Origin of the sequence: Mycobacterium sp., assembly GCF_035570115.1 — a bacterium.
Classification (GTDB): Bacteria; Actinomycetota; Actinomycetes; order Mycobacteriales; family Mycobacteriaceae; genus Mycobacterium.
On record NZ_DATMLH010000154.1, the window covers coordinates 1 to 7,491 of the forward strand.

Sequence of the window (7,491 nt, forward strand, 5' to 3'; positions counted from 1 at the left end):
GTCGATGCGCGACTGGGCATCCCACTGCTTGTCCTTTCCCTTTTGGTATAGGGAAAGGAGCCGGGCGCGCCCGTCGTCGTACTCCCACGTGAAGCGCGCGTCGCCGGCACTGGCGACCTCCCACGAGTAGGGCGCGGGCACGTCCGTGTACTTGTCCCTCGTGGTCATGAGCTGCCGCCTTTCTGCCCGGTGTGACCAGTGGTCATATGACGTGTATCACATTGCACCGCATGCGGCAGCGGGTCAAGCCAGCGGTCCGCCGAACGGACCGCGGACCGCTCCAGCGCTCAACAAACGAAGGCACCCACGGCCAATTGACCGGGGGTGCTTCACTACAAAGTGCTTCTGGTGCTGGTGATCGCCGTGACCATGCCCGTGCTCATCGTCGTCGGCGGGCTTCTCGACAATTGCCGTTTCGGTGGTGTGGGATTACAGCCCCCTAGTTCCGGGTCGGCTCGCGGTCATCCCAGGGGCGAGGTGCGCTGGCCGATCTTGTCGGTTGTTTCCATCGGCACCCTGGTGCCGTTGAGAAACAGACTCAGGAGGCTAAACCACGCAATGGTGGCAATGTATTTACGCGTCGTTGTCGTCCCGAACGTGTCGAGCAGGGCTTGCAGGGTGTCGTCGGTGAGCGTGCCGGACGTGAGGAGCTCATCGGTGGCTGCGATCAACAGCTGATAGTCAGCGTCGAGGTTGTCCAACGTGAGAGGGCCGTCGCCGGCGATCGTGTCGATCTCGGACGTCGTGAGGCCCGCATTGTGGGCCATCTGTGCGTTCGCCTGCCACTCGTAGGGGCAGTTGAGTACCGAGGCCGCACGCAAAATGATGACTTCACGGTGCTTAGCGTCGATTTCGCTCTCACCGAAGACGGCCTTCACCATGCCGATCAGCGCAGGAAAGAAGTCTCCGGTGCCGCTCATCATCTTCAGGACATTGAGTGCGGTGTCGGGGTCATACCCGTTGCCAAATGATCTGGCGATCACATCTTCGTCCGGGAGCGGAACCACCACCGACGCTTGGTACGGAGTGGGCTTTCCCATGGGCTCGTCCTCCCAGTTGTTCCGCCGGATCGACGTTACCGCGAACGTTGCGAGTGAGCATCACGCTGGCGCCGATTTCGACGCAGCCGCACACAAGTTTCACACCCGCGGCGGAACAGGTTCGCGTGACGCGGGGTTGCACCGGGTTATGACCGCATCGGACACCGCAAACCCCGACCTCGGCCGATTCGGCTTCTTCGGACTCGGCGCCACGCGCGAACAAGCGCAGGAGATCGAACGGCTCGGCTACGGCACAATTTGGGTCGGAGGTTCGCCGCCCGCCGAATTGTCGGCCGTTGAGGCAATTTTGGAAACGACGACCACGCTGAAGGTAGCCACCGGCATCGTCAATATCTGGACGGCAGCCGCCCAGCCCGTCGCCGAGTCGTTCCACCGCATCGATGCCGCCTACCCGGGCCGCTTCGTGCTCGGCGTCGGGGTTGGCCATCCCGAAGTCCAGGGGCAATACCGCAAGCCGTACGAAGCGCTGGTGTCGTACCTCGACGAGCTCGACGAATACGGAGTGCCGGCCAATCAGCGTGTGCTCGCTGCGCAAGGGCCGCGCGTACTGAGGCTGTCAGCCGAGCGCACGGCCGGGGCGCACCCGGCCAACGCCACGCCCGAACACACCGCACAGGCTCGCGACATCATCGGGCCGAATGCGCTGCTGGCGCCCGTCCACAACGTTGTGCTGAACACCGACCCCGAGGAAGCCCGCGCGATCGCGCGCACGGCGCTGGACCACTACTTCAGCCTGACGAACTACATAAATAGTTGGAAACGGCTAGGTTTCACCGACGCCGACGTAGCGCGGCCAGCTAGCGACAAGTTCATCGACGCCGTGGTCGCCCACGGGACGCCCGAACAAATCGCCGAGCGCCTCGGCGAGTATCTACCGGCCGGTGCCAATCATGTCGCGATCCTGGCGCTGGGCGTGTATGACAATCCATTGCCGATATTGACCGAGCTCGCTGGGCCACTTGGCCTGTCACGTCAGCAGGCCTGACCGCCCGCACGCTGTCCACTCCGTGACCGCTACGTCACAGCGACCGACGAAGACACCCCCGGCGCTAAGCCGGGGGTGCTTCGTTACGACGTGTTTCGTTAGTGAGCGTGGCCGTGGTGATGACCGTGGCCGTGGTCGTCCTCGTCGGCCGGCTTCTCGACAATGGCCGTCTCGGTGGTCAGCACCATGCGTGCCACCGACGCCGCGTTAAGCACCGCGGACCTGGTGACCTTGACCGGGTCGATGACCCCGTCGGCGGCCAAATCGCCGTACTTCAACGTCGCCGCGTTGAACCCGTGCCCGACCGGCAGTTCAGCGACCTTGTTGACCACGACCGAGCCGTCCAGACCGGCGTTGGCCGCGATCCAGTACAGCGGCGCACTGAGCGCGTCGGAAAACACCTGGACGCCACTGGCCTCGTCACCGCTGAGCGACGCATGCAGGTCGGTGAGCGCTTTGCGGGCTTGCAGCAGCGCAGTCCCGCCACCCGTGACGATGCCTTCCTCCACGGCGGCCTTGGCAGCGGCAACCGCGTCCTCGACGCTTTCCTTGCGCTCTTTGAGCGCGGTCTCGGTGGCGGCGCCGACCTTGATGACGGCAACCCCGCCGGCCAGCTTGGCCAGCCGCTCTTCCAGCTTCTCGCGGTCCCAGTCGGAGTCGGTGCTCTCGATCTCGGACCGCAGCTGCTTGGCCCGGTCGGCGATGGCCTTGGCGCTGCCACCGCCCTCGACGATCACGGTGTCGTCCTTGCTGACCACCACGCGGCGGGCCGAACCGAGCACCTCGAGCCCGACCTCACGCAGCGTCAGCCCGACGTCGGGGTTAACCACTTGGCCGCCGGTGACCACCGCGAGGTCGTCCAGGAACGCCTTGCGACGGTCACCGAAGAACGGCGCCTTGACCGCGACCGCTTTCAGCGTCTTGCGGATCGCGTTGACCACCAGCGTCGACAACGGCTCGCCTTCGACATCCTCGGCGATGACCAGCAGCGGCTTACCCGCCTCGGCCACCTTTTCCAGCAACGGCAGGAAATCGGGCAGCGAGCTGATCTTGTCGCGGTGCAACAGGATCAGGGCGTCGTCGAGCACGGCCTGCTGAGCGTCGAAATCAGTGACGAAGTACGCCGACAGGAAGCCTTTGTCGAAGCCGACGCCCTCGGTGAACTCCAGCTCGGTGCTCAGCGTCGACGACTCCTCGACGCTGACCACGCCGTCGTGGCCGACCTTCGTCATCGCCTCGCCGACCAGCTTCCCAATCTGCTCGTCACGCGACGACACCGTGGCTACCTGGGCGATACCTTTCTTGCCCGACACCGGGGTGGCCGATGCCAGTAGCGCCTCGGACACCGCGTCGGCGGCCTTGCTGATCCCCAACCCAAGCTCGATCGGGTTGGCGCCGGCGGCGACGTTGCGCAGCCCGCCTTTGATAATTGCCTGCGCCAGCACGGTGGCGGTGGTGGTGCCGTCGCCGGCGACGTCGTTGGTCTTGGTGGCCACCGACTTGACCAGCTGGGCGCCCAGATTCTCGAACGGGTCTTCCAGGTCGATCTCACGTGCGACGGTGACACCGTCGTTAGTGACCGTAGGCCCACCAAAAGCCTTGGCCAGCACCACATGCCGACCGCGCGGACCCAACGTCACCCGCACCGCGTCAGCGAGCTTGTCCACGCCGGCTTCCATCGCACGCCGTGCGGTCTCATTGAACTCAATCAGCTTGCTCATAAGTCTTTCTTGTTCCGTCTGGAAAGCGGTCCGCCCCGGAAATCGCCCACGTGTCGACGTGGGGATCGCCGGGGCGGAACACGCTCTGCGTTACTTGGAAACGACGGCCAGCACGTCGCGGGCCGACAGGATCAGGTACTCCTCGCCGTTGTACTTGATCTCGGTGCCGCCGTACTTGCTGTAGATGACGGTGTCACCCTTCGACACGTCCAGCGGAATCCGCTTCGAGCCATCGTCGTCCCACCGGCCGGGGCCGACGGCGACGACGGTGCCTTCCTGCGGCTTCTCCTTGGCGGTGTCGGGAATGACCAGACCGGATGCGGTCGTGGTCTCGGCCTCGTTGGCCTGTACGAGGATCTTGTCCTCGAGTGGCTTAATGTTCACGCTCGCCACGATTGGAGCCCTCCACTTGTTGGATGGGGGTCCGGGACCGTTGCCCCGAACCTTCGGATTACCAGGTGTTCGGCATTCGTCCGTGCCCTCGCGTCGTCGTCGCGGGTGCCGGCGCAGGGGTTCGTCCGATTGCCACCTAGCACTCTATACATGCGAGTGCTAGCACTCAAGGTCGGCCTGCTGCTTCCCTGTCAGCGACCCGGAAACCGGCGTCTGCCGAGCCAAAACCGCAGGCAGAGGCCGTGCCGGTGATTCTCAAGAATTCGCCAAGGGCGAAGACCCAATAATGGGGCCATGTTCACCGGTATCCCCATTGCGACCCGCGCCGCCGGCGTGGCCACGTTGATCGTCGCGGCCGCTATCGGCTTGGCTGGAGTCGCCCGAGCCGACGGCCAGCTGTACGGCGACCCCGAGGCCGCCGCCCCCTACTGGCGCTACCAGCACCAGCAAGACTGCGGCCTGATGGCCGTGGCCGACGTGGTCGGCCAGCTCACCGGCAGAGAACCCTCCCAAATCGGCATGGAGCTACGCGGGATATTCACCAAGAGCGAATCGCACCGCGGCGACGTCTACCACTTTGACGGCACCTCCCCCCAAGACATGGTCGTACTGCTGCAGAAACACGGCATCGAGTCCGACCTCACGACCGGTAACAGCATGGGGACACTGGAGCAGGACCTGGCCGGCGGCCACAAGGTCATCGCGGCGCTCAACGCCGAAACCATCTGGAACTCCCCCCGGGGCAATGGGAGCCGGACCACGCCGGACCACGCCGTCGTCGTCACCGGAGTCGACACCGGCACCAACATCGTCCACCTCAACGACAGTGGCACCCCCGACGGCCGCAACGAGCAGATCCCGCTGGCCACCTTCAGCCACGCTTGGGAAACCAGCGACGACCTGTTGATCGTCACCCAAGAAACCGGCTAGCTGACGATCAGAACAACTGCCCTTTGACCACCGGCAAACCGGGGTCACTGGCCACATCCAGCGCCGACGGCGACGCACCCGCCGCCACCAGATGCGCGGCGAAGGCGGCGATCATCGCGCCGTTGTCGGTGCACAGCCGCGGTCCGGGGATCCGCAGCGCCAAGCCGGCCTGCGCGCAGCGCTGCGCGGCCAGCTCGCGCAGCCGCGAGTTCGCGGCCACTCCCCCGGCGATGAGCAGCGTGGACACCCCGAGCCCGGTGGCCGCGCGCACCGCCTTCATGGTCAGCACGTCGGCCACCGCCTCCTGGAATCCCGCCGCGATGTCGGCGCTCGCCGCCTCCGGATGGCCCTCCACATACCGCGCCACCGCGGTCTTGAGCCCGGAGAAGCTGAACGCGTGCGGCTCATCGGCCGGTCCGGTCATGCCGCGAGGGAACGCAATCGCGTCCCGGTCACCGCTGCGCGCCAGATCGTCGAGGGCCTTGCCACCCGGGTAGCCCAAACCCAACAGGCGGGCCACCTTGTCGTAGGCCTCTCCGGCGGCGTCGTCGACGGTGCTGCCCAGTTCGACGATCGGCTCGCCGAGCGAACGCACATGCAACAGGTGGGTATGCCCGCCGGACACCAGCAGCGCCACACTCTCGGGCAGCGGCCCGTGCTCGTAGACGTCGGCGGCCAAGTGCCCGCCCAAGTGGTTCACCGCATAGAACGGCACCCCCCAGGCAGCCGAATAGGCTTTGGCCGCAGCCACTCCCACCAGCAGCGCACCCGCCAGTCCGGGCCCGATTGTCGCCGCAACGATGTCCGGTTTTTGAACGCCCGCGGTGGCCAGCGCGCGGCGCATGGCCGGACCGAGCGCCTCCAGGTGTGCCCGCGAAGCGATCTCCGGAACGACGCCGCCGAACCGGACATGTTCGTCGACGCTGGAAGCCACCTCATCGGCCAACAGCGTCACCGCGCCGTCAGCATCGAGCTGGGCGATGCCGACTCCGGTTTCATCGCAGGAGGTTTCGATGGCGAGGACTACGGTCATCGGCGCCGCTCCTCCTCATCGCTGCGTCCCCCTCGCCGCTGCGCGGCTGGGGGTGCCCCCACTGCATCGTCGCCGGCGCGGGTCATTAAGCCTCCCGCCGCATGGTGTAGGCATCGGCGCCGCTGAGTCGGTAATACCGCCGGCGCAGGCCCACTTCGGCGAATCCCACGCTGCGGTACAGCGCGATTGCCGGCGTATTGTCGGTGCGCACCTCAAGGTGGACGACGGCGCCCGCGGTTAAGTTCAGCAGTTCGTCCAGCAGTCGGCGGCCGACGCCGCGGCCTTGGTACGCGGGGTCGACGCCGATGGTGTGCACTTCGTATTCGAACGGCGGGGTGCGGCCCAACCGCGAGATGCCGCCATAGCCGACCAGCGTCTCGGCGGTGCGGGCGGCCACATAGTGATTGTGCTCGGCGGCGAGTTCGCGGACGAACGCGGTCTTCGGCCATGGATCGTCGCCGGGAAACAGAATGGCCTCCAACTCAGCGCAGCGGTCCGCGTCGGCCACCGTCAGTGCCCCGATCGTGACGGGCTCGCTACCGGCGGTCATCGGGAAGCCTCACGCTCGGCCAGCGTCTTGGCGTCCGGCCGACGCAGATACATCGGCACCAGCGCGGCGGGGCGCGCCGACCAGTCGCCCACCGCGGCCACCAGCCCGGCCGGTGTCGGGTATGACGGTTCGCGCAGCGGGAGCCCGAACAGCGCCGCATGCTCGGGCGAGCCGGCAACCGCCCGCGCGACACCCGGGTTAACGTCGGCCGGGGCGCTGACGGTCGGGCCATCGATCCGGACGCCGTCGCGATAGCGCGCCCAGTAGACCTCGCGCCGGCGGGCGTCGGTCACCACCAGTGTCTCCCCGGTGGTCTGGCCGCCGATGGCATCGAGGCTGCACACGCCGTACACGGGGACGCCGAGGGCGTGCCCGTAGGCGGCAGCGGTCGCCATACCGACCCGCAGGCCGGTGAACGGACCCGGGCCGCACCCCACCACCACGGCGCCGAGGTCGGCCATCGTCAGACCTGCATCGGCTAAGGCGGCCAACACATTCGGGGTGATCCGTTCGGCGTGCGCGCGGGCGTCGACGCTGACCCGCTCGGCCACCACTTCGCCGTCGGCAACGACACCCGCCGTCACGGCGGGAGTCGCTGTGTCGATCGCCAGCACGACGCGGCCGCGGCCGCTCACGAGCAGCTCCACTGCCATGTCGCGGTCCGCACGTCGGAATTGCTGATGCGCTCGAGGCGAACGTCCAGGTGCCGATCGGACAGCCGTTCGGCAAGGCCCTCGCCCCACTCCACCACGACGACGGCATCGTCGAGTTCGGTGTCGAGATCTAATGATTCGAGCTCGTCGAGCAGGTCGGCGCCG

At 66.7% G+C, this 7,491-nt stretch carries 8 protein-coding genes and 2 pseudogenes; 2 read left to right on the forward strand and 8 right to left on the reverse strand.

Annotation, left to right across the window (positions count from 1 at the left end; translation table 11 throughout):
- Positions 1 to 168, reverse strand: a pseudogene (locus VNW74_RS14765) (aminobenzoate oxygenase); the annotation flags it as partial.
- A gap of 293 nt (positions 169 to 461) precedes the next feature.
- Entirely contained in the window at positions 462 to 1,040 is a 579-nt protein-coding gene (locus tag VNW74_RS14770; RefSeq protein WP_325678043.1) for a carboxymuconolactone decarboxylase family protein, read from the reverse strand.
- A gap of 148 nt (positions 1,041 to 1,188) precedes the next feature.
- Here VNW74_RS14770 and VNW74_RS14775 point away from each other — a divergent pair, with 148 nt between their 5' ends.
- Positions 1,189 to 2,046, forward strand: a complete 858-nt coding sequence (locus VNW74_RS14775) for an LLM class F420-dependent oxidoreductase (RefSeq protein WP_325678045.1) — start codon at positions 1,189 to 1,191, stop codon at positions 2,044 to 2,046.
- A gap of 98 nt (positions 2,047 to 2,144) precedes the next feature.
- Here VNW74_RS14775 and groL read toward each other — a convergent pair whose 3' ends face one another.
- Complete coding sequence (gene groL / locus VNW74_RS14780) at positions 2,145 to 3,767, reverse strand: chaperonin GroEL (RefSeq protein WP_325678047.1); 1,623 nt, start codon at positions 3,765 to 3,767, stop codon at positions 2,145 to 2,147.
- A gap of 90 nt (positions 3,768 to 3,857) precedes the next feature.
- Positions 3,858 to 4,160 (reverse strand): co-chaperone GroES, encoded by a 303-nt coding sequence (gene groES / locus VNW74_RS14785; protein ID WP_325678049.1) that lies wholly within the window; start codon positions 4,158 to 4,160, stop codon positions 3,858 to 3,860.
- Between the two features lie 294 nt (positions 4,161 to 4,454).
- On the opposite strand from groES, the gene VNW74_RS14790 reads away from it, so the two are divergent.
- Positions 4,455 to 5,090, forward strand: coding sequence for a C39 family peptidase (locus tag VNW74_RS14790; protein ID WP_325678051.1), 636 nt, complete (start codon positions 4,455 to 4,457; stop codon positions 5,088 to 5,090).
- A gap of 7 nt (positions 5,091 to 5,097) precedes the next feature.
- On the opposite strand, the gene tsaD is transcribed toward VNW74_RS14790, so the two are convergent.
- The 4 genes and pseudogenes from tsaD to VNW74_RS14810 all read right to left on the reverse strand — a co-directional run.
- Positions 5,098 to 6,123, reverse strand: coding sequence for a tRNA (adenosine(37)-N6)-threonylcarbamoyltransferase complex transferase subunit TsaD (gene tsaD, locus VNW74_RS14795; RefSeq protein WP_325678053.1), 1,026 nt, complete (start codon positions 6,121 to 6,123; stop codon positions 5,098 to 5,100).
- A gap of 85 nt (positions 6,124 to 6,208) precedes the next feature.
- On the reverse strand, positions 6,209 to 6,673 hold the full coding sequence (rimI, locus tag VNW74_RS14800) for a ribosomal protein S18-alanine N-acetyltransferase (RefSeq protein ID WP_325678055.1): 465 nt from the start codon (positions 6,671 to 6,673) through the stop codon (positions 6,209 to 6,211).
- On the reverse strand, positions 6,670 to 7,308 hold the full coding sequence (tsaB, locus tag VNW74_RS14805; protein WP_325678057.1) for a tRNA (adenosine(37)-N6)-threonylcarbamoyltransferase complex dimerization subunit type 1 TsaB: 639 nt from the start codon (positions 7,306 to 7,308) through the stop codon (positions 6,670 to 6,672). Before tsaB ends, rimI begins: the two co-directional genes overlap by 4 nt.
- Positions 7,305 to 7,491, reverse strand: a pseudogene (locus tag VNW74_RS14810) (tRNA (adenosine(37)-N6)-threonylcarbamoyltransferase complex ATPase subunit type 1 TsaE); the annotation flags it as partial. The gene tsaB and the pseudogene VNW74_RS14810, both read right to left, overlap by 4 nt.

Coding starts and splice junctions, on each gene's coding strand:
- VNW74_RS14770 (WP_325678043.1), bottom strand. CDS start 1,040: ATGGGAAAGCCCACTCCGTACCAAGCGTCGGTGGTGGTTCCGCTCCCG.
- VNW74_RS14775 (WP_325678045.1), top strand. CDS start 1,189: ATGACCGCATCGGACACCGCAAACCCCGACCTCGGCCGATTCGGCTTC.
- groL (WP_325678047.1), bottom strand. CDS start 3,767: ATGAGCAAGCTGATTGAGTTCAATGAGACCGCACGGCGTGCGATGGAA.
- VNW74_RS14790 (WP_325678051.1), top strand. CDS start 4,455: ATGTTCACCGGTATCCCCATTGCGACCCGCGCCGCCGGCGTGGCCACG.
- tsaD (WP_325678053.1), bottom strand. CDS start 6,123: ATGACCGTAGTCCTCGCCATCGAAACCTCCTGCGATGAAACCGGAGTC.
- rimI (WP_325678055.1), bottom strand. CDS start 6,673: ATGACCGCCGGTAGCGAGCCCGTCACGATCGGGGCACTGACGGTGGCC.